Below are 21,094 nucleotides of genomic sequence, written 5' to 3' on the forward strand. Positions count from 1 at the left end.
GGCTCGCCCCAGTTTCGATTTCGATAACGATGGTAACAATCGAGTTGAATGACGCGACGATCACACGGCAGTCGTGCGAACAGGTGTGCGGTTATCTTCAGTGGCTACTACAATCGGCGGCGGGCTTATGCGACTCGATGGCTTTTTCGCCGTATGAGCGAGCGAGTAGGGGAAACCAACTGGACGTTCTGGGAGGGGGACGATACCGAAACCCACCGGCGGTGTCGGGCACTGATAACCGCGGTTGGCGACGGGATTGCGGTCGTAAACGCCGAGGGCGAACTGACGTTTGCAAACGAGCGCGCCGCGGAACTTCTCGGACGGCCGCTCGATGACCTCGCTGGACGCTCTGCCGACGGCGCTTACTGGGACTACGTCGACGACGCCGGAGACCCGCTTGAGACGGGTAAAACTCCGTTCGATCGCGTTATCGGTCGTGGCAGGTCGATCGCCGATCAGGTTGTCGGGCTTCGCCGTCCCTCCGGCGAGCGCGTGTGGCTGTCGGTCGACGGCGCGCCACAGCGGGACGAAACCGGCGATATCGACGGTGGCGTCTTCGTGTTCGAAGACGTGACCGAGCGACAGCAGGCCGAACGCGAACTCGAGGAGATCCTCGGTCGGGTGAGCGACGCCTTCTACGCGCTCGACGAGGAGTTTCGCTTCACGCACGTCAACGAGCGCGCCGAAGAGCTCCTCCAACGCTCCGAGCCGGAACTGCTCGGCAACTGTCTCTGGGACGTGTTTCCGTCCGCTGCGGAGATCGACGAGGTCTGGGACGCGTTCCAGACGGCGATGGACGAACAGGAGGCGACCAGCTACGAACTTTACTACGACACGCTCGAGTTCTGGGTCGAGGCGAATATCTACCCCTCCGAAACCGGCGTGTCGGTCTACTTTCGGGATGTCACCGAGCGCAAGGAGCGCGAGTCCGACCGCACCGAATTACTGCAGGACTTACGCGAGAGCGAGGAGCGACTCCGACTCGCACTCGAGGCCGGCGGCATGGGCACGTGGGAACTCGATCTACAGTCCGAGGAATCGCCGGTCAGGTCGCCACAGCACGACCGAATCTTCGGGTACGAGTCCCCGGTCGAAGACTGGGGGTTGGAACGCTTTCTCGATCACGTCCACCCGGACGACGGAGAGGAGGTGAAACGGCGGTTCGAAGCCGCAACGGAGACCGGAACGTGGGAGTTCGAGTGTCGAATCGTTCGAGCCGACGGCGAGAAACGGTGGATCGCAGCCCAGGGAGAGTTCCACTTCGACGACGGGGGAACACCGGTTCGGGCAGTGGGGGTCGTTCGGGACATCACCGAGCGCAAGGAGCGCGAACAGGCGCTCGAGGAGTCCGAGCGACGGTACCGGACGCTCGCGGAGTACTTCCCGAACGGTCTCGTCACGTTGTTCGATCACGATCTCGAGTACACGCTGGCGGCCGGGAAGGGGTTCGACCGGATCCCCGTTGATCCCCAGGATCTCGATGGGAAACCGTTTCACGAGGTCTGGCCCGACGACGCCGTTGCCGATCTCGAGCCGGTGTTTCAGTCGGCACTCGAGGGCGAGGAAGCCTCGGTGGAACTCGAGTATGCCGGCCGAGAGTGGGTTATCCACGCGGTGCCGATCACCGACGAACAGGGTGATATCTTCGCCGGAATGACGATGGCCCAGGACATCACCGAGCAAAAAGCGCACGAGCAGTACCTGGAGGAGGCAAAAGCGCAGCTCGAGGCGGCGACTGAGGCCGGTGCGATCGGGACCTGGGAGTGGCACATCCCCGACGATCAGTTCGTGACCGGCGAATCGTTCGCCGACACGTTCGATGTCGAGCCCGACGCCGCTCGGGAGGGTGTCCCGCTCGATCGGTTCCTATCGTCGATCCACGAGGACGACCGCGACCGGGTCGCCAGAGAGATCGAAGAGACGGTCGAACGCTGCGACGAGTGCGAACTCGAGTACCGCGTCTGGAACGCCGACGGCGAACTCCGGTGGGTCGTCGCCCGGGGCCACGTCGAGTGTGACGAGGATGGAAACGCCGTCAGATTCCCGGGCGCACTCACCGATATCACCGAACGCAAACGAGCGGAACTCGAACTCGAGAAACAATCGCGGCAACTCGAGACGCTGTTTCAGGTCTTACCCGTCGGTGCCGTGGTTGCGAACGCGGACGGTTCACTGCGCAGGGCGAACGAGACGGCGAAGAATATCTGGGGCGGTGACGTCTTCGATTCGGACTCCGTCGAGGAGTACGACAAGTTCTCGGCGACGTGGGCGGACTCCGGTGAGCCCGTCGGCCCCGAAGACTGGACGATGTCGCAGGTGCTTCAGGGCGAAGAGGTCAGGGAACCAAACATCTACGAGATCGAGGCCTTCGACGGTGAACACCGCATCATCATGGAGCACGGCAAACCGGTCCGAGACGAGCGCGGGAACGTGAGTCGTGCGGTAGTGACGCTGACCGACATCACCGACCGCCGGGCATATCAGCGACAGCTCGAGGAGTCGAACGACCGACTCGAGCAGTTCGCGTACGCCGCCTCCCACGATTTGCAGGAGCCGCTTCGGATGGTCACGAGCTATCTCCAGTTGCTCGAGCAGCGATACGGCGACGCCTTCGACGACGACGGCGAGGAGTTCCTCGCGTTCGCGATCGACGGGGCCGAGCGGATGCGCGAGATGATCGACGCGCTCCTCGAGTACTCGCGAGTCGACACGCAGGGTGATCCGTTCGAGCCGGTCGAGTTGGACGCCGTTCTCGAAGACGTCCGCGAGGACCTACAGATGCGGATCGAGGAAACCGACGCTGACATCACGACCGACGAACTCCCGCGTATCGATGGCGACGCGAGCCAGTTGCGTCAACTCTTCCAGAACCTCCTGCAAAACGCCATCGAGTACAGCGGCGACGAGCCACCGCGAATCGAGATCTCCGCCGAGCGAGACGGCAGAGACTGGATCCTCTCCGTTCGTGACGAGGGCGTCGGGATTGATCCGGACGATACCGAGCGGATTTTCGAGGTGTTCCAGCGGTTGCACAGCTACGAGGAGCACAACGGAACCGGCATCGGTCTCGCGCTCTGTCGACGCATCGTCGAACGCCACGGCGGGGAAATCTGGGTGGAGTCGACGCCCGAGGACGGAACGACGTTTTCGTTTACGCTACCGACCGCGTGATAGTGGAGACTTCGCTGGCTCCCTGTCGAGTGACGCAACCGCTCGAGTTAGGCCAAAATGTCGACCTCGTACCCCGCGTCTCGCAGCGCGGCGAGGAAGGCGTCGACGTGGTCGGGACCGCGCATCTCGAGTTCGATCTCGACTTCCGTATCGCTCATCTCGACGTCCCGGGAGGTGCGGTCGTGGTGGATGGCGTAAATGTTCGCGCGGTGAGCGGTGAAGATGTCGAGCAGGTCCTCGAGCGCGCCGGGACGATCCTTCAATACGGTTCGAATCTTCAGATACCGGCCGGTCTCGACGAGCCCGCGGACGACGACGTTGGTCAGCGTGTTGAGGTCGATGTTCCCGCCACAAAGCGTGGGGACGATGACCTCGTCCTCGTCGTAGTCGAACGCCTCGAAGAGCACCGCGGCCAGCGGCACCGCACCCGCGCCCTCGACGAGGGTCTTCGAGCGCTCGAGCAGGTAAACCAGCGCGACCGCGATCTCGGGGTCCGAGACGGTGACGACCTCGTCGACGTACTTCTGGATGTGCGGAAAGGTCCGCTCGCCGACGCTTCGGGTCGCGATCCCGTCCGCGATGGTGTCGACGCCGTCGAGGGCGATCCGCTCGCCTTTCTCGAGCGAGGCGGCGGCGCTCGAGGCCCCGTCGGCCTGCACCCCGATCACGCGCGTGTCGGGTTTCTGTTCTTTGATCGCGGTCGCGATACCGCTGATGAGGCCGCCGCCCCCGATCGGAACGACGACGGTCTCGACATCGGGGCAGTCCTCCAGAATTTCGAGCCCGATGGTGCCCTGGCCGGCCATGATGTCCTCGTCGTCGAAGGCGTGGACGTAGGTTCGATCCTCCTCGCGTTCGATCTCGTGGGCACGCTCGGCGGCTTCGTTGTAGTCTCGACCGGAGAGGACGATCTCCGCGCCGTAGTTTTTCGTCGCCTTGACCTTCGAAATGGGCGCGTGCTCGGGCATCACGATCTTCGAGTCGACGCCGGACCGCGTCGCCGCGAGCGCGACACCCTGGGCGTGGTTGCCCGCGCTCGCGGTGACGACGCCGGCGTCTTTCTGTGCCTCCGAGAGCGTCGCGATTCGGTTCGTCGCCCCGCGGATCTTGAACGCACCCGTTCGCTGGAAGTTCTCCAGTTTCAGCCGAATATCGGCTCCGGTCATCGACGAATAGGTGTGTGAGTGCTCGAGCGGAGTGTGTCTGGACGTTTCGCGGACGCGCTCGTGTGCCTCGAGAATATCTGAAAGTTCGAGCATACGCTCGACTACTCGGCGTGTGTTGTAAGACTGTCGGGGTCGGTCGGCCGGTCGAACCAGCCTCGCATCGATCCCGACACGAATGTGCTGCCGTACTGGCAACACGACAGGGAATACAGGGAATGCACGGCGTGTGACGTGCGAGTAAAGAAGAGAACGCAGTGCATATAAAGCTCATGGCTCCGCAGTGAAAGTAAAATCGCAAGAGGGAGCGGCGGAAACGGCAGTGTCAGACGTTCGTCTGCCGACCGTCATTCGTGATTTTGTACCACGGTATCTTCTCGCACAATATGGCGTCGAACGGCATCACCGAACGGGCGTTCGTCAGTCCACACGGCGTCGGCTGCGACGCCGAGTTTGTCCGGGTCGCCGACGTAGAGCTGGGTTGACCCGCTGTCCGCTCTCGGTACCGTAACCCGAACGTACAGCCCCCGATCGACGCCCTCGTACCGATCGAGTCGCTCGAGCGCGAGGTTGTCGACCGCGAGCAACTCACCGTCGGCGGTGCCACCCGGAAGCAAGGTCGGGTACGCGCCGTCGACGCGGTGGAACCCCTCGAGCGTCGCCGGGCCGAGGCTCTCGTACGTTCCGGGGCTGTCGCCGAGAAGTGACTCGACCTGCTCCGAATCGGTCAGCGTTCCGTAGACGAAAACCTGCACGACCGGACGTACGGGCTCTTCGCCCTTGTTCGTGGCGCTCGACACCGTACTCGGAAGCCGTTCGTCGGCCCGGAACTGTCGTCCGAACGGGCGGAGCCTTACGTTCAGCAAACTCGATATTGTTCGATCACTGACCACACAAAGCACTTATATGACTGCTCAAAAGCCGCTGCCATGAACCGCGAGTACGTGTTGGCTATCGCCGCGCTCGTGGTCGTAGTTGGAGCCCTCTCGACGCTCGCCCTCACCGGTGCAGTGTCCGATCCCGACGACTCCGAGACGGCCACAGACGTGGAAACCGATGGTGACGTATCGTTGGCAGAGATCACGATTAGTTCCGAGGACGTGACCGGCGGAACCGCCACGATCGCCGTCGACAGTCACCTCGAGCACCGGGGTGATCCGGTCGACAACGTCACCGTGGTCCATCGCGTGACCGACACGAACAGCGGACTCGTCGAGAACACGACCGAACGCGAGGTCGACGTGCTGGGCGAGGGCTCGAGTGACAGATCGGAAACCGTCGTCACGGATTCGGTCGCCGTCCCGCGAGAGAGTAGCTACGAGATCGAGACGTTCGTCTACCGGGACGGCGCGCGACTCGAGTCAGCCAGCCACTCGATCGAGGGCGTCGACGCGTTGACGCCCGCATACGCCGATACCGACGTCGAGTTCCACCGCTTTGGTGGCGGGAGCTTCGCGGACGTGCCCGCGATCGAGTACGCCATCGAGTCGACGACCGACGATCGGGCGACGCTCGAGGTCGCAAGCTACCTCACGAACACCGGTGACGACGCCGAGGACGACCTCGAACTCGAGGTGAAAGCCCGCCAGTCCGGCTCCGAGGTCGTCGCCGACTCCGCGACCGTCGATCTGTCGACGGTCGACCCCGGCGAGACCGCGTCGCCGACGGTCGATCTCGAGGTCCCAACGGAGTACGACTACTACCTCGACGCGGTGCTCTGGCGGGACGGCACCATTGTCGAAACCGACCGCGCCGTCGCCAACCTCGGCGAGGGATCGCTATCGGTCGACGAGACGGACGGCGAGGGCGGGCTCGAGGTAAGCGACTTCACCGGCGGCTCCGGCGTCGGAACGGACGACGCCGACGCCGCCGACGACGATCACGACGACGATCGCGACGGCGACGGAACGCCCGGCTTCGGCGCGGCGATCGCCGTTGCCGCACTGCTCGCGACGATCGCACTCGCACGGAGGTTCCAATGACTGATACACCAACGAAACCCGAAACGCAGCTCGAGACCGAGACCGAACAGGTGACCGACCAGCCTGACCAGTGGACGGATGCACGCACGCCGAGCCCCGACTCAGCAGCCGGGACCGACGCGGTGCTCGAATCGGATTCGGACCGAATTAAACGCTACCTCGCCTGGGGTGCACTCGGCGTCTGTTCGCTGCTCGCCGTCTTCGCGCTGATCCAGTTCTACGGCAGTGCCACCGATGCGATCGAACTCTGGGTCGATCCGAACTACCAGCCGCTGATGCACGCCGCGTTCAACCTCATCGTCCTGCTCGCTTCATTGATCGGCGTCTCGCTGCTGGTCACGGAGCTATCAGAGGGCTAATCATTCAGTGCGAAATCGGGCCGATTGCGGCGACAGTAGCTCTTATCCTACACGAACGCCGTGACAGTCTACGTTCCGTCGACGGTTGACAATCGACGGTTGACAATCGACGGTACGACCGGTGGCTGGGACGTCGAGTGCTAAAAACGAACCGAACGGCGACGCGTCGTTATCGGTCCTCGAGCGGGACGAACTCCTGATCCTCCGGCCCGGTGTACCGCGAGAGCGGGCGGATGAGTCGGTTATCCTCCTGGTACTCGAGGACGTGACCGACCCAGCCGCCGGCGCGGCTCATGGCGAAGATGGGCGTGTACATGTCGATCGGGATACCGAGCTGGTAGTAGACGGAGCCGGAGTAGAAGTCGACGTTCGGGGCGATCCCCTTCTCGGCGAGTCCCTGCTCCTCGGAAAGGTACTGCTCGATGGTCGTGGTGTAGTTGTACCACTTGTCGTCGCCTTCCTCGGCGAGTTCCTCGCTGCGCTCTTGCAGAATCTTGGCGCGTGGGTCCTTGACGTTGTAGACGCGGTGTCCGAAGCCGGGGATCCGCCGGCCTTCCTCGTTCGCTTGCTCGACCCACTCGCGGTGGTCGAGGTCGCTCTCGTCGATCTCGAAGAGGACTTCCATGACGTCCTGATTCGCACCACCGTGGAGTGGGCCAGAGAGGGCGCTCACGCCGCCGGTCACGGCGCTGTAGATGTCGGCCATCGTCGAGCCGATCACCATCGACGTGAACGTGGAGGCGTTCAGGCCGTGGTCCGCGTGCAAGATCAGCGCCTGATCGAAGGTTTCGGCGTGGGTGTCGCTCGGCTCCTCGCCGGTCAGCATGTAGAGGAAGTTCGCGGCGAGCCCCAGGTCAGGGTGGGGGTCGAGCGGCTCCTCGTCCAGCCGGTAGCGCTCGAACGCCGCGAGCGCGGTCGGGATCTTGGCCGTGATGCGACGACCCTTTCGGAGCGTGGCCTCGAGATCCTCGGGCTCGGCGTTGCCTTCGGGTTCGGAGGCCGAAAACATCGAAACCGCAGTCCGGAGTGCGGCCATCGGCTGCTCGTCGGCTGCCGCGAGGCGTTCCATGGTCTCGAGTACATCCTCGGAGACGTCGCGCTCCTCGTTGAGCGCCACGGTGAACTCCTCGAGCTCGTCCGCGTTCGGGAGGTGACCGTGCCAGAGGAGATAGACGACTTCCTCGTAGCTCGCTCCGCGGGCGAGATCCTCGATCGGGTACCCTCGATAGATCAGTCGACCTTCGTCACCGTCGATCGAGCTGAGTCCGGACTCTGCAACAAGGACTCCCTCCAGCCCTTTCTTGAGATCGTCAGCCATAGTGGAGGTTTCGCACCCTGATGGAAAAGTATTGTCGTTCGTCTGCTGTCGGGCCCGTTCGACGACTGTTTGTGCGTTTATTAGTGTTTGGAAGATTGCCAGTAGCGAATCGACAATCGGAAAGTCGACGTTCGTGACCGATACCGTTGGTTTTTGTTGATTATTCATTCGGAATGGCCACTCCGATTCTCGAGACTGCACACCCACTCTTATCGGAGACGGATCAAAGCCCGGCCCGTGGTCGTCCCGAACTACGCACGAGAAGCGGATCGATCCGCCACCAGGGGTGTGTGCCTCCGTGTTCGATCGGGGTGCGGTCCGATTCAGATTTCAGCCAGACGTTGTCTTCGCCGAACGTGCAGGGTTCGTCCCGTGATCGTCGGTTCTGTGATTTCGAATCGTACCGTATGAAGGGCGATGATTAGGGTTTCAACGACGAAACGATCATCAAATGGAGGCGGCTCACGACCGGTACGCCCCTGCCAATCAGCCCCGAAAATAAGCGTCGGTCATTCCTCGAGAAGCGCGTCGAGAAGCTTCGTCTGTGCGGCCGCCAGATGCTCGGTAAACGTCGACCGAGCGATATCGAGTTCCTCGGCGACGTCCGTCGCGTTTGCGCCCTTCGGATACTCGAAGTAGCCCAGTTTGTGGGCCGTCTCGAGGATCTCTCGCTGTCGTGTCGTGAGCAGGTCCCGATCGACGATGACCCGGTCCGACGAGTCGTCCTCGTGGTCTTGCGTGAGTTCCTCGACGAGGACGCCGTCGAACCGGGCGCGGAGACCGTCGACGATGTCGGCGATCTCTTCGAGATCGAGGGTTCGGAACGTCAACAGCAACGCCCCGTCATGGGCCCGGACCGACGAGATCGGTGTGCCGGTACGTTCGATGATCTCACACGCGCAGTCGGCGGTTGACTCGCGCTCGAATCGGTAGATCTCCTCTCGGTCGGTGGCCTGGACGGGCGTCATCTCGGCGGCCGTGCTCGCGTCGACCGTCTCCGCGGACGCGTCGGCGGCGACGCCGAACTCCTCGACAACCGTCCCGTCGATCGCGGCTCGAGAGCGCGTGACGCTCGTGATCGGATCGTCGGTGGCCGCCGAGACGTCCGCGATCGGACAGTCCGCGGGCTCCTGGACGACGACTGTTGCTCGGAATCCAGTCATGCGAACGATTTCCACCCCGCGCATAATAACCCGACACTGGAATTCCCGCCGGATGAAAACAGCGTCAACGAATCGTGCGATCCCACCGCGATGTTCGACTGGTCCTCGGTCGGTACCACTCCACGTACCGTCGAACTCGAGCCTCGGCAGTCTGGCCCGCGGCTCACGGAACGGAGAATCCGCAGAACCGAACGGCTCCGTTCAGGCCCGCTGGCCCAACTTCTCGCGGCTGATTCGGACGCCGGTCGGCGTGATGATCATCTGGTCGTCACCCTTCCGGACGATGTCGCCGTCGACCTCCTGGGCGACCTGTCGGAGTTCGTCGACGATGTGTTCGACCGTGCTGTCGTTGGTTCGCAGACGCGTGATATCCGCGATAACGATGTCGCCGTCGTAGACGGTATCTTTGATGTCGATGGCGTCGGCCTGACCGCTGACCTCGGCGATGTGTACCTGCATTGCTGCGTCGGCCGAATCCGCCGATACATCGTCGAGATCCAGTTCGACGTAATCCTCGGCCGCTCGGGAACCGCCGCCACCGAGAATTTTGCTCATAAGTCCCATTGGGGTAACCCACCGCCGCCGTCAGTATAGTTCTTACGTCAGACACAGTTTCCGGCAATCGGCGGTCCGTTGGGGCACGAAGGTGACATCCCCTTTAACATTATACTCTGTTAATTATAACTGTGCTATACTTTAACGTATTTTTATATATTGGCCTGTACGAGATTGGTTGTGGTTTGAATTACCATGACAAAAGATAATATCTCACGTCGAACGATTTTACGAGGCGTCGGTACCGGTGTCGCAGGTACTGCGCTGGCAGGACAGGTAACAGCGGGAACCAGTGGATCCGACAGCTACATCGTCGGGATTGCGCCGGGCCGCGGCCTCGAGACGGTTCGCGAGGCGGCGGACTCGATCCGTCGCGAACTCGACTTCGGATCTATCGGGCAGGCGGTCGCCGGTCAGTTCTCCGAGACAGCACGCGAGGCGTTAGCGAACAATCCCAACGTCCGGTATATCGAGGAGAACGGGCTGATGCACGCGCTCGAGCAGGAGACGCCGTACGGAATCGAGCAGGTCGACGCGGACGTCGCTATCGACGACGGCGAGACGGGCGACGGCGTCAGCATCGCGATTCTCGATACGGGGATCGACGCCCAGCACGAGACGCTCGAGGAGAACCTCGGTGAGGGGTACGCGGCAGCGGACGCCGCGTGTACGACCGACTGCGACGGCGGTCCCTTCGGCGGCGGTGGCAACGATATCGACGAGTGTCTTGCTGAATGGGACGACGACAACGATCATGGCACACACGTCGCCGGCAGTGCCGGCGCGGCCGACAACGGTGTCGGTGTCCTCGGCGTCGCACCAGACGCAACCCTGCACGCTGTGAAGGTGTTGCAGTGTGACGGCGGCGGTTCGCTCGACGATATCGCGGCGGGGATCCAGTGGTCCGCCGATCAGGGCCACGACGTCCAGAACATGAGTCTCGGCTCGGACACCGACTCGGACGTCATCCGGGACGCGGTCCAGTACGCCGATTCTGAGGGCGTTGTCATGGTCGCCGCGGCCGGTAACGACGGCCCCTGTTCCGACTGCGTCGGCTATCCGGCCGCCTACGAGGAGGTCATCGCGGTCTCGGCGGCCGACGAGGACGACGCCCTCGCGGACTTCTCCTCGACCGGTCCCGAGGTCGATCTCGCGGCTCCCGGGGTCGACGTCAACTCGGCGGTCCCACGGGACGACTACGACGAGTTCTCTGGCACTTCGATGTCCTCGCCACACGTCGCGGGCGCGGCCGCGACGCTCATCGCCGCCGGTACCGCTCCCGGAGACGTTCGGGCGGAACTCGAGGCCGCAGCGGACGACATCGGTCTCGACGAGAACGAACAGGGCTCCGGGCGATTGAACGTCGCCAACGCGCTCGACCTCGAGGACGACGGCGACGACGATGGCGACGACGATGACGACGATGATGGTGGCGACGATGACGACGACGAGTCAACCGACAGCGAACCGGTTATCGACGAGTTCTCTGTCACCGAACGGACCAGCGGACCGTGGACCCGCGCCGACGTCGACTGGGCCGTCTCCGACGAGGACGGCACCCTCGAGTCCGTGACCAGCGAACTGCTCGACGGTGAAAGCGTCGTCGACAGCGAGACGACCGCAGTCAGCGGCTCGAGCGCGTCGGGTGAACACGAACTACGGACCCGCGACAGCGCTGACGCGGTTCGCCTGACGGTCACCGACGAGGCGGGCAACGAGATCAGCGACACACGGACGCTCTGAAGTCGGGACCACGCGACCGACCTCGACGACGACCTTTTTTACCCGCCGGATCGTCGCCCCGATCGAATGACGTTCAGCATCTGCGTCCGCGAGTCCTACACGAACGAGGACGGAGAAGACCACGACCGATTCGGCGTCGCCGTCACGACGCGCCTGCCCGGCGTCGGCACGCTCTGTCCGTTCGTCAGCGAACACGGTGCGATCGCGACCCAGAGCCTCGTCAACGTCGAACTCGGCGAACGCGGACTCGAGTACGTCGAGGACGGGCTGGCGGTCGACGACGCGCTCGAGGCCCTGCTCAACACTGACGACGGCGCGCCGCAGCGACAGCTCCACGGCGTCGATCGCGAGGGCACCTTCGCTTTCTCCGGGGAGGAGTGTGTCGACTGGTTCGGCCACCTCGAACGCGAGACGTTCACCGTTGCAGGAAACATGCTGACCGGGGAGGATGTTCTCGAAACCACCGCGGCGAACTACGAAGCCAACGCCGTCCACAAGACGACGGATCGGTCGACCGGCCCCGGTGCCGTGGTCGAAGACGCCGACACCGACCCCCTCTCGAAGCGGTTGATCGATGCGCTCGCCGCGGGCGACCGCGAGGGCGGCGACAAGCGCGAGGAGCTGGCGGTCCAGAGCGCGGCCGTGGTCGTCGACTCGACGGAATCCCACGAGTGGGAGCCGCCGTACACTGATCTGCGAGTCGACGCAACCGAGACGCCGATCGCGGACCTGCGCGAGACCTACGACCTCGCGATGGCCGGCTACGAGGACACCCTCGAGCGCTACAGCGACGTCTTCGAGGCGGATTCGCTGGCCGAAGCTGACGAGTGACGTGGGGTGCTCGAGTCGGGTATCAATACCGTGTTACCGAACGGATCAACGCCTGCCGACTTCGCCACGTGCGGTGGCGCGCGCTGTGTCACGGCGAGCGGCGAGCGAGACGTGACAGGGACTTCGTGTGAGGTCGTCGCGAGTAATACGAGCGACTGCGTGGAAGACGCGAAGCGTCTTCCTGTGGATGAGCGAGTGAGTAGAGCGAACGAGCGAATCGGCTGGGGAGGACGTGGAATTCATCGCCGCCAGCGAGAGCAGCCTACTTGCCCTCACAGTGCTCACTACGCGAACGGATCCAGTATATTGACTGTGTGAAAAAACAGTCTGACGACGCCAAGACGTCGTCTACACGCAACGACTAGCCGCTGAACTCGTAGAGATCGTCGCCGACGTGGTGCAGCGAATCGATGACCTTCCCCTCGCTTCCGACCATATCCGAGCCCTCGACGCGGGCGCGGCCGACAGCCAGCACCTTTCCGTGGGACTCCTCGGCGATGACGACCAGATCGTCGGGTTCGATATCGTCCGTGGCCTCCGTGATCCCCGGCCGCATCACGTCCGCGCCGTCGCTGACGAACGAGATCGCGCCGGAGTCGACCGTCACCAACTGCTTCTCGGGCTCGTAGACGTTTGCCCCACGAACCGTCAGAAACGGTTCGTCGTCGAAGTAGGCGACCTGTGGCTCGCCGTCGATGAGGACGACCTCCCAGTCGGTCTCTTCGAACTCGACGCGTTCGTAGGCGTCACCGTCGGGCGAGACGCCGAGTTGCTCCTCGAGCGTGGTCTCTACGTCCGAGACCGCGTCACTCCGGAGGTGGTGTCGGGACTTGACCTGCATACTCGCCCTTCCGCCCGTGTGCATTTAATAGGTTAGATTCTGCGTCACAGGTCGAGCGAGGGTCCGAGATACGCTCGAGCGGAGCGTCGATCGCCAGCGAAACGCCGATTTGCTGCGGAGCGTCGGTCTCGCGCGAACCCGAGTCCGCGCGCACCCGAGCCCTCACCGCGAGCGAATCGGGGCAGCGTATTCGTCGCCTCGAGTAGACACTCCCGTATGGTACGGACGCTCGGCGGCCCGGACACGGATCGAATGGAGGCGTTGAGCGACGGCGTGTTTGCCATCGTGCTCACGTTGTTGGTGTTGCAGTTCGAGGTGCCGGATGTTTCCGCCTCGGAGCTACCAGCGGCGGTAGCCGATCAGGAGACGCTGCTCGTCAGCTACCTCCTGAGTTTCGTCGTCGTCGGACTCTATTGGATCATCCACCACAATCTCTTTCGGTACATCGAGGCCCACGATCGGATCCTGCTGTGGCTGAACCTGCTGTTCCTGCTCTCGATCTCGTTTCTTCCGTACCCGACGGAGCTGATGGGCGTCTACGGAACGCAGTTCGCCTGGACGCTGTACGCGGTCAATTTCATCCTCGTCGGCCTGCTCCTCACCGCGGTCTGGACCTACGCGGCTCGAGCCGACTTTACAGCCGACGAGATCAGCGACGGAACCGCGCGTCTGATCACGATTCGAGGGCTGATCTCGCCGGCCGTCTTCGCCCTCTCGGTCGTCGTCGCCACCGTGAGCCTCTCGGTGGCGTACTTCGTCCCGATACTGATCGCGCCGGCCCAGATGGTCTGGAATCGGCACTATCAGGAGGTGACCGACTCCCGCCGGTCGTCGTGAAAGGGCAAACCACTATCCTCCCGGGGCTGGTAGCTCGCCAGAGCAAACTCGATGGCCACTGAGTACGTCTTTATCAGCGACCTCCATATGGGCGGCGACGAGCAGCTCACGACGCTCGATTTCGAGGCCGAACTCCTCGAGTTTCTCGCGGACCTCGAAGCGCGCGGCGGCGACGTCGAACTGATCATCAACGGCGACGCCTTCGGGCTGTGGGAGTACGCCGAAGTGACGGGGCCGGCGAAACTCGAGTGCGTGATCGAGGACCATCCGCGGGTGTTCGAGCAACTCCGTGCGACCGGCGCGGAGATCGACATCACGCTTATTCCGGGCAACCACGACTACGATCTCGCTTGCTACCCCGAACACGCCGATCGACTCGCGGCGTTCAACGTCGCGCTCGAGCCCGAAATCGCGATCACTCGCGAGGTAGATGTCGATGACGACACCGCGGACGAGAACCCGTTGATCTGGATCGAACACGGCCAGCAACACGACGCGAACAATCGGCTGCCCGACTGGGGCAACCCCGACGCGCTCCCGGTCGGCTACTTCATTGTCCAGCGGATCGTCGATACGGCCGGCCGCTACTCGGGACGGGCTAGCGGCGACTGGCTGCGCGATATCCAGTCGGTGGCCCCGATGGAGGAGACCCCGCGCTGGCTCCTCTCGAACTACTTGTACCGGGAGATGAGTCCGTACCTGCGAGCGATCGTCGTCCCGCTGCTGTTGTTCTTCAACATCACGCTCGTCTACCTCTTCGGGACCGTTCTCGAGGTCGCGGGGATTCTCCCGGCACGACTGTTCACCGACAATCCCGTCGTCCACGCGCTCGGCATCGCCGATATCGTCCTCGAGATCATCGTCACGATCAACCTCGTGATCATCGCCGTCCTCCTGTTGCTCGCGGTCCCGCTGTGGTTCTTCAGACGCGATCTCGGGCACACGCTCGAGCGCTTCGGCGTCGCGCTCTCGGGGATTCATGTCGGACAGGGCGACGAGCCGTTCCTGAACGCGGCCCGGGAAACGCTCGAGGCGAACCGCGACGTCTGCGTCTACGTCTACGGTCACACCCACCGCGCGTCGCTCACGCGGTGGGGCGACCGGGTCGTCGTTAACACTGGCACCTGGCTGAAGAAACTCCAGCACGTCGAGACGCGGTTCTCCCGGCTGCCGGGCGTCTACGTGCCCTCGTTCCGGCTGAACTACGTCCGAATATTCGCCGAGGGTGATCGGGTCGTCGTCGAGTACGAGGAGGTCGAGACCGACCAGCCGCGGGACCTCACCCGCTTCCAGCGACTGATCGCGCGTCGTCCGCCGCCGAAAGAACCGATTCCCGCGCGAACGGTGATCGATCCGGACGGGTCTCTCGAGGTTCCCGACGCTGACGCCGCTCTCGAGGACGGGGGCGAGCGAAAACCGGCGTCCAACGGTGGCGACAGCGATTTGGGCACGGTCGACGGCGATCGATCCGGACGGAACGGGCGACAACCGTGATTCACTGTGGCCAATCTACCGTAACCGGCGGGGAAACGTGCGACGAGAGCGACTTGCCAAACCGATCGAGAACCGATCCGCTGGAGAACTTCCGCTTCGAGGATTGATCGATCACCCGGACAGTCCGGCCACCGAGATCGTGTGAGAATTGCTAAGTAATAGCACGATATTGGAAGACATATGTGGCCCTCCCGGACCCACACTGAGACGGTGACGTGTCTCGCCTGCGGCGAGCAGGTGCCCCGGTCGAAGGCGCGCGAATACGACAAACACGGCGATCGCTGGGACCGCGACGACAAGTCGTTCGAACACCTCTGCAAATCCTGTCACGACGACCTCTGTCACTATCCGCGGGACGAACTCGAGGCGTTGTTGATCGAACTCGAAGCGGGCGAAGCGACACGGGAGCGTTTTCTCTCGAGCTACCTCGAGACCGTCGAGGAGCGATACGGAACGCTCGAGGAGGAGTCCTGACGCGAGGATCCGTCTCTAAGACGGGTGGGGTCAGTCGAGCCCTGTCGCGGGCCTCGGAACGAAGCGACTCCGCTATCCCGCCCGCAGTCGAGCAGATCGAGGGTTCTCGAGGGGACTCTCCTCACGCGTCGTCGACGGCGGTCGGGTCCCGAGTTGCAGTTGGCGGTCGGGACGTGCCCGCAGTGTCGAACTCGAATCGAGCGCCCCCGTCGGCGCTCTCTGTAATCCGAATCGTCCAGCCGTGGCCCTCAGCGATCTCGTCGACGATCGCGAGCCCGAACCCGGTTCCGGACGGCGACGACGTTTCGCCGTACTCGAGGACACGCTTGCGCTCGTCGGCTGGAATGCCCGGCCCGTCGTCTTCGACGAAGAACCCGTTAGGAGTGGTGCCGACCCTGACGTGGACGGTCTCGTCACCGTGCTCAACGGCGTCCTCGGGAGTTTGCGACCGAGGGCTCGTTGAGCCGTGCTCAACGGCGTTCCGAAACAGGTTCTCGAGCAGGCGCACCAGTCGGTCCTCGTCGGCGACGATCGACCGATCGCTCGCGACCGATCGGGTCGCCCCGTCGGTGTCGACGTTCGCCCAGGCACGATCGACGACGCGGGGGAGGTCGACCAGCTCGGTGTCGTCGATCGGTTGCCCCTCTCGAGCCAGGCGTAACATGTCCTCGATGATCGCCGCCATTCGGCCGTGAGCGAGTTCGATGTCCTCGTGATACGCACAGTCGACGTCGTCGCTGGCCGCTTCGAGGTAGCCCTGGGCGACGTTCAGCGGATTGCGCAGGTCGTGGCTGACGACATCCGCGAACCGTTCGAGTTGCTCGTTCGAGCGACGGATCTCGCGTTCGCGTTGCTTGCGGTCGGTGATATCCCGCGTGTTCAGGACGACACCCTCGACGAACGGATCCTCGAGTAAGTTGCTGCCGATCGTCTCGACGTCTCGCCACTCACCGTCGGCGGTCCGGAGGCGATACTCCGCCCGATCGACGGCAATCTCAGCGTCGAGTCCGCTCCGAAACTGCTCGAGAAGCGCCGCTCGGTCGTCGGGATGTACCAGTTCGAACGCGGATCGTCCCTCCAGTTCGGAGGGTGTGAATCCCAGGACGGTCGTACACGAGGGACTCTGGTAGCGAATGATCCCGTCCTCGTCGACCATCGTGATGAGGTCGGAGGCGTTCTCGATAAACGACTGGTAGCGCTGTTCGACGGCGTGTTGCTCGGTAACGTCGCGAAGGAGGAGCAGTCGAATCTCGTCGGCGCTCGAGAGCTGCTGAACCTGAACGTCGAAGAAACGACGGCCGTCGTCGCCGTCGACGATGATTTCGGTCTGATGAGTCGACGCCCCGTCGCGAACGATCGGAGCGATATCGGGGAAAATCGCGGTCACGTCCCGACCGACGAACGAGTCGGTCCCGCGCATACCCCGAACGGCCGCGTTGGCGTCTCGGATACGGTCCGTGTCGTCGATCACGAGAAAGCCGTCGCGCATATCTTCGACGATTGCAGTGCGGGCGACGGGAGCGATATCCAGCAGGTGATGGCGATAGATGGCGACGGCGAACACGATGCCGGAGACGGTGAACGCGACGGGCGTCAGATCGAGGTTCCCCATCGGACCCAAATCGAGCGCCCATACGATATTGGGGACGAAGGGAACGAGAATCGCGATCAGGACGGCGACGGACTGCAGGCGGTAGACGCGGTGTGATTCGTACACCGTTTTGAGCAAGAATCCCGCGGCGACGACGACGAGCCCGTACATGAACAGGAGGGTGACGGTCGCCGCTAGCCCCAGGGTTCGATCGAGAACGACGATGCCGTCGACGACGGTGGTGTCGAGTGGTCGTTCGTACAGGTTCCGGTACTGAGTCGCGTGTAGGACGAATCCCGCGACGGGGACGACAGTCACCGCGAGGAGCGTCCGCCGGGTGAGCCACCGTTCGTGATCCGAGTACGCGACGGCGAAGGCGAACAGCGAGACCACGACCAGAATAGAGGCGACGAAGGCGATGCTCAACCAGAACCGTTTCGCTGGCAGGTCGACGCTCAGTATCTGCAGCGCGTACGCACCCGACCAGATCGCACAGCCGGCGTTCAGGCCGACGAACGCGCTGACGCTCGGGTCGTCCATCGCGTCCGATCGGACCACGACGGTGTAGATGGCCAACGCCGCCGAGACCACCATCGCCAGGAGGAGAACGCCGATGTAGGGAACGAGTTGCGTCGTGTACTGCCAGGCCATAGCCGAATTAGTCGTCTATTAGCCTCGGCCCGTATACCGGTTCTGGCTGGGCAATATGTTCGAATTTGATAGGTTCCTGTGATCGTTTCGGCGATCGAACGACTCTTCGACGACGTTCTCATCCCGACACGACTTTCACCCTTTCGTCCGTACGCCACCGTATGAGTGACGACGCACAGGCCGAAGCCGGCACGGCCGAAGGGCAGGGCCCCGTCGAGATTAGCGAAGACCTGGCACGCCACCTCGAGAACAAACGCGAGGACCTCTTCGAGAAGTTCGAGATCCCCGACGGCTTCCCGCCCGAGGTTCTCGAGGAAGCCAAAGAACGGACCGACGGCGTCGAAGCCGAGATTCAAGACGAGATCGACGACCGAAAAGACCTCCGTGAGTTAACGACCTGGACGACCGATCCCATCGACGCCCAGGACTTCGACGACGCCATCTCGATCGAAGAGCGCGAGGACGAGTACGTCCTCTGGGTTCACATCGCCGACGTCACCCACTACGTCAACCCCGACACCGCGATGTGGGACTCGGCCGTCGAGCGGGCCAACACGGTCTATCTCCCCGGCTACACGATCCACATGCTGCCGCCGGTGCTGGCCGAGACGGTCTGTTCACTGGTTCCCAACGAGGATCGACTGGCCCACACCGTCGAGATGCACCTCGACAAGGAGACGCTCTCCTACGATAACATCGAGATCTACAAGTCCGTCATCGAATCGGACGAGCGCCTGACCTACTCGCAGGCAGAGAACCGACTCGAGGATCCCGACGCGCCGCTGCACGAGGAGAACAAACTGGTCCACCAGGTCGCCGACCGGATGCACGAAATCCGCAAGGAGGACGGCTCGCTCGTCCTGAACCCCGCCCGCGACCGCGCCCACACGATCATCGAGGAGTGCATGCTAAAGGCCAACAAGGCCGTCACGCACGAACTCATGTGGAATCGCGGCGTCTCCGCGATGTACCGGGTCCACCCACAGCCCAGCCCCGACGAGTGGTCCGAGGCCCTCCGGGAGATTCAGGACCTGGACGGCGTCTCGATCCCCGGCAGCACGTGGGACGACCCCCGTAAAGCCGTCAACGCGACGCTCGAGGAAGCGCCGGCCCGCCAGCTCGACAAGATCCAGTGGGCGGTTATGAAGGTCATGCCGCGCGCGAAGTACATGGATGACCCGTTCGGCGGTCACCACGCGCTGAACTTCGAGATTTACGGCCACTTCACGAGTCCCATTCGCCGCCTCTCGGACCTGATCAACCACTGGATCGTCTATCAGAACGACGTTCCGGTGAACCTCGTCAAACTCTGTGATCGCGCCAGCGACAAACAGAAAGACGCCGAACAGTGCGAACGGGAGTACAAGAACTTCCTGCAGGAGGTCGGTCTCGACCCGATGGCGGTCAACAACCGCGGGATCGAAGTCGTCGACGACGAAGCAGCCGAGAAGACACTGTAAGAACACTCGACAGTAGATTGCCACTTCAGAGCGATTTTTCGTAGACGTACTCCTCGAGTCCCGCCGCCAGACCGGTCTCGCGGGTTCCGACGCGCTCGAACCCTCGAGACTCGTAGAACGAGACCCCGATTTCGTTGTCCGCGAGCACGGCCAGACGAATCCGGTCGAACGAGGACTCGAGGTCGGCCTCGAGTCGCTCGAGCAGTCTGGTACCCGCGCCGGAGCCCCAGCGCTCGGGGCGGACGTAGAGCCGTACCAGATAGGCGACGCTTGAGTCCTCCGGCCACGGGACGGCGTGGACAAAGCCCAGACAGTCGCGCTCGAAGTCGGAGTCGGTCTCCGACTCGTACTCTGTCGGGGTCGGTTCGACGACGAAGAAGGCGGCGTCGTCGCGGTCGGTGGCGTCGCTAATCGACGACTCGAGGTCGCCGATCGCGTACCAGTCGTCGACGACGTCGTCGACCGTCTCCGCGCCGATAAGCTCGTCGTAGGCGGCGTGCCAACTCTCGCGGGCCGTCTCGTGGACGGCCCAGACATCGTCGGTGGTCGCCTGACGAACGACTCGAGTCACGTGTACAACTATCACGCCGAGGGGGAAAAGTACGCGGCCAGCCGGTGATTGGTTGTACGGCTTCTGATATTTATTCCGAGTGTTTCTCGAAACTGTGATGCTGAAGGGATAAGGACGTGTAGATTACGAAAGCAGTTCTCGATAGCGTAGGTCTGTATACTGAAACATCCTCGGGATATCGAACGCAGATCGTGGTCAGTGATAGCCGACAATTCGCACTCACAAACGGAATACTGGCCACAAAGCATGATAGAGGTCCGGTATGGGGCGATTCGGTTGGGTGAGTATCGGGACCCCCTCGCGAATCACTCGATCTCGATGTGGTGTCCGTCGTCTTCGTGGTCGCCCTCGACCGGGAGGTCGACCTCGAGGACGCCGTTGTGGTAGCTCGCCGCGATCTCGTCGGCGATGATCGCGCTGGAGATGGGAACCCGTCGACCGACCCGTCGCGAACGGACGGATCGGTAGGAGTCGGAGCCATCCTCGACGTTGGTATGTGCCTGAATCGACAGCACGCCGTCGTCGAAGGTCAGGTCGATGTCGTCCTTCTCGAAGCCCGGGAGGTCCATCACGTAGACGTAGCCGTCATCCGTTTCCTCGAGCGTCGCTCCCGCCTCGGTGTCGAAAGCGGAGTTGGCGGCCCACTCGCCGCCGACTACGGGTCGATCGGCGGACTCGAGTGCGGGCCGCTCGTCGGTCTCGAGTCCGGAACTGAATCCGGGTGCCTGAAACTCACGCATCCAGGTCGAACGAAGTTGGTCGAAGCTGCGATTCATCTCGCGGAACAGGCGGTCCATATCGTCGAAGGATCTCATGGATGATCGGCACAGTATAGGTCACGTTTAATAATAACGTTTCCTAGACGGCGGGTAGCACGTGTCTCGGCCCCA

General features: G+C 63.1%; 18 protein-coding genes. 9 read left to right on the forward strand and 9 right to left on the reverse strand.

Annotated elements, in window-relative coordinates:
• Window positions 1-153 precede the first annotated feature (153 nt).
• Window positions 154-3,171 (forward strand): PAS domain-containing sensor histidine kinase, encoded by a 3,018-nt coding sequence (locus NATTI_RS0113570; protein ID WP_006090010.1) that lies wholly within the window; start codon window positions 154-156, stop codon window positions 3,169-3,171.
• Between the two features lie 47 nt (window positions 3,172-3,218).
• Here NATTI_RS0113570 and ilvA read toward each other — a convergent pair whose 3' ends face one another.
• Complete coding sequence (ilvA, locus tag NATTI_RS0113575) at window positions 3,219-4,430, reverse strand: threonine ammonia-lyase (protein WP_006090011.1); 1,212 nt, start codon at window positions 4,428-4,430, stop codon at window positions 3,219-3,221.
• Window positions 4,431-4,681: 251 nt separating this feature from the next.
• A complete protein-coding gene (locus tag NATTI_RS0113580; protein WP_006090012.1) occupies window positions 4,682-5,200 on the reverse strand; it encodes a gamma-glutamylcyclotransferase family protein in 519 nt (172 codons plus the stop codon).
• 63 nt (window positions 5,201-5,263) lie between these two features.
• Between NATTI_RS0113580 and NATTI_RS0113585 the strand changes: the two genes are divergently transcribed.
• Together NATTI_RS0113585 and NATTI_RS0113590 are read left to right on the forward strand one after the other, a co-directional pair.
• Entirely contained in the window at window positions 5,264-6,316 is a 1,053-nt protein-coding gene (locus tag NATTI_RS0113585; protein ID WP_006090013.1) for a DUF7490 domain-containing protein, read from the forward strand.
• Window positions 6,313-6,675: a hypothetical protein gene (locus NATTI_RS0113590; RefSeq protein ID WP_006090014.1), complete on the forward strand. Its 363-nt coding sequence runs from the start codon at window positions 6,313-6,315 to the stop codon at window positions 6,673-6,675. The genes NATTI_RS0113585 and NATTI_RS0113590 overlap by 4 nt, the downstream gene beginning before the upstream one ends.
• Window positions 6,676-6,844: 169 nt before the next feature.
• Here the strand turns inward: NATTI_RS0113590 and citZ are convergent, their stop codons facing one another.
• From citZ to NATTI_RS0113610, 3 genes are all read right to left on the reverse strand, one after another.
• Window positions 6,845-7,993, reverse strand: coding sequence for a citrate synthase (gene citZ, locus NATTI_RS0113600; RefSeq protein ID WP_006090015.1), 1,149 nt, complete (start codon window positions 7,991-7,993; stop codon window positions 6,845-6,847).
• A gap of 509 nt (window positions 7,994-8,502) precedes the next feature.
• Window positions 8,503-9,156, reverse strand: coding sequence for a helix-turn-helix domain-containing protein (locus NATTI_RS0113605; RefSeq protein ID WP_019991876.1), 654 nt, complete (start codon window positions 9,154-9,156; stop codon window positions 8,503-8,505).
• A gap of 201 nt (window positions 9,157-9,357) precedes the next feature.
• Complete coding sequence (locus NATTI_RS0113610; RefSeq protein WP_006090017.1) at window positions 9,358-9,720, reverse strand: cell division protein SepF; 363 nt, start codon at window positions 9,718-9,720, stop codon at window positions 9,358-9,360.
• Between the two features lie 186 nt (window positions 9,721-9,906).
• Here NATTI_RS0113610 and NATTI_RS0113615 point away from each other — a divergent pair, with 186 nt between their 5' ends.
• Both NATTI_RS0113615 and NATTI_RS0113620 read left to right on the forward strand, forming a co-directional pair.
• Entirely contained in the window at window positions 9,907-11,454 is a 1,548-nt protein-coding gene (locus tag NATTI_RS0113615) for a S8 family serine peptidase (protein ID WP_019991877.1), read from the forward strand.
• A 66-nt stretch (window positions 11,455-11,520) separates the two neighbouring features.
• A complete protein-coding gene (locus NATTI_RS0113620) occupies window positions 11,521-12,285 on the forward strand; it encodes a DUF1028 domain-containing protein (protein WP_006090019.1) in 765 nt (254 codons plus the stop codon).
• Between the two features lie 361 nt (window positions 12,286-12,646).
• Here the strand turns inward: NATTI_RS0113620 and NATTI_RS0113625 are convergent, their stop codons facing one another.
• Window positions 12,647-13,126: an RNA-binding protein gene (locus NATTI_RS0113625; RefSeq protein ID WP_006090020.1), complete on the reverse strand. Its 480-nt coding sequence runs from the start codon at window positions 13,124-13,126 to the stop codon at window positions 12,647-12,649.
• Between the two features lie 216 nt (window positions 13,127-13,342).
• On the opposite strand from NATTI_RS0113625, the gene NATTI_RS0113630 reads away from it, so the two are divergent.
• The 3 genes from NATTI_RS0113630 (at window position 13,343) to NATTI_RS0113640 (ending at window position 15,931) form a co-directional block, all read left to right on the forward strand.
• Window positions 13,343-13,963, forward strand: a complete 621-nt coding sequence (locus NATTI_RS0113630; protein WP_006090021.1) for a TMEM175 family protein — start codon at window positions 13,343-13,345, stop codon at window positions 13,961-13,963.
• 51 nt (window positions 13,964-14,014) lie between these two features.
• Window positions 14,015-15,457 carry a metallophosphoesterase gene (locus tag NATTI_RS0113635; RefSeq protein WP_006090022.1) on the forward strand — a complete coding sequence of 481 codons (1,443 nt, stop codon included), beginning with the start codon at window positions 14,015-14,017 and terminating at the stop codon, window positions 15,455-15,457.
• 180 nt (window positions 15,458-15,637) lie between these two features.
• Window positions 15,638-15,931, forward strand: coding sequence for a DUF7562 family protein (locus NATTI_RS0113640; protein WP_006090023.1), 294 nt, complete (start codon window positions 15,638-15,640; stop codon window positions 15,929-15,931).
• 121 nt (window positions 15,932-16,052) lie between these two features.
• Here NATTI_RS0113640 and NATTI_RS0113645 read toward each other — a convergent pair whose 3' ends face one another.
• Entirely contained in the window at window positions 16,053-18,173 is a 2,121-nt protein-coding gene (locus NATTI_RS0113645; protein WP_006090024.1) for a histidine kinase N-terminal 7TM domain-containing protein, read from the reverse strand.
• A gap of 161 nt (window positions 18,174-18,334) precedes the next feature.
• Between NATTI_RS0113645 and NATTI_RS0113655 the strand changes: the two genes are divergently transcribed.
• A complete protein-coding gene (locus NATTI_RS0113655) occupies window positions 18,335-19,633 on the forward strand; it encodes an RNB domain-containing ribonuclease (protein ID WP_006090025.1) in 1,299 nt (432 codons plus the stop codon).
• Between the two features lie 25 nt (window positions 19,634-19,658).
• Here NATTI_RS0113655 and NATTI_RS0113660 read toward each other — a convergent pair whose 3' ends face one another.
• Together NATTI_RS0113660 and NATTI_RS0113665 are read right to left on the reverse strand one after the other, a co-directional pair.
• On the reverse strand, window positions 19,659-20,204 hold the full coding sequence (locus tag NATTI_RS0113660; protein WP_006090026.1) for a GNAT family N-acetyltransferase: 546 nt from the start codon (window positions 20,202-20,204) through the stop codon (window positions 19,659-19,661).
• A 305-nt stretch (window positions 20,205-20,509) separates the two neighbouring features.
• The gene (locus NATTI_RS0113665) at window positions 20,510-21,019 is read right to left on the reverse strand and encodes an Hsp20/alpha crystallin family protein (protein ID WP_006090027.1); all 510 of its coding nucleotides are present in this window, start codon (window positions 21,017-21,019) and stop codon (window positions 20,510-20,512) included.
• Window positions 21,020-21,094: the final 75 nt, after the last annotated feature.

It is taken from the genome of Natronorubrum tibetense GA33 (genome assembly GCF_000383975.1).
Classification (GTDB): Archaea; Halobacteriota; Halobacteria; order Halobacteriales; family Natrialbaceae; genus Natronorubrum; species Natronorubrum tibetense.